Here is an 831-nt window from a genome sequence, read left to right as displayed (position 1 = left end):
GTGCAAATCGGAGCGGAAAAGCTTTTACGATCGTCACAAAAGCTGATCAAAAGTATATCAGTGCCATTGAAGAAATGAGCAATGAAAAAATTGAATGGCTCAATGGAGATCTCTCGACATTAACGACCGATGATCAAACAGATGATATCCTTGGAAAGAGACAGTCTCCAAAATTGTCAAAGAAAATTGCTCAAAAAGGGCGTGCTATTCACACTAAAAAGCCCTTGAAAGATGATAAAGTTGGTTACATAAAAACCACTAATAATAACGCAAATCCCCCTGAACAACATCATCCTCGAAAAAATAAGAGTTACATCCCTCCTGGATTTGGCGATGATATCCCAGCATTTATGCTCATAAAAATGCGCACTTAAAATAAAAATTTGCTTCTTTGATGACATAAAAAATAAAATACTCTGGGGGTTGATAGCTGCTCTTACTCCCCTTGTATAGTCAATCTGTCTATTACTTTCTCACGCCCTAAAAGCTGCAAAAGCTTCCCCATTTCAGGTCCATGATCCATTCCGGTAAGTGCCTGACGTAATGGCATAAACAAAGCTTTTCCTCTACGACCCGTTTTTTCTTTTAATGTCGTCGTCCAAACTTTCCAACTTTCATCATTTAATGGACCTTCAGGAAAAAAATTGAGAGACTGACGCACGAATGAACGATCTTCACGTGCTACTGGATCAAAGCTCTGGTCATCATGAATCATTTTCCACCACAAAACAGCATCATTTACTTTGTCAATATTGCTTCTTATCGCGTTCCAAAAACACTCCGCCTTTTCTCCATCAATAGAAAGATTTTTAAGCCGTGTTTTAACTTCCT

At 38.4% G+C, this 831-nt stretch carries 2 pseudogenes; one reads left to right on the top strand and one right to left on the bottom strand.

The annotated features are described in order from the left end of the window. A pseudogene (locus ACFIK8_RS10735) lies at positions 1–374 on the top strand (ATP-dependent helicase); the annotation flags it as partial. Positions 375–436: 62 nt separating this feature from the next. On the opposite strand, the pseudogene ACFIK8_RS10730 reads toward ACFIK8_RS10735, so the two are convergent. Then, a pseudogene (locus ACFIK8_RS10730) lies at positions 437–831 on the bottom strand (glutamate--tRNA ligase); the annotation flags it as partial.

This window comes from Bartonella sp. MR168JLCBS (genome assembly GCF_042194175.1).
This window is presented reverse-complemented; position numbering and strand designations above follow the sequence as displayed.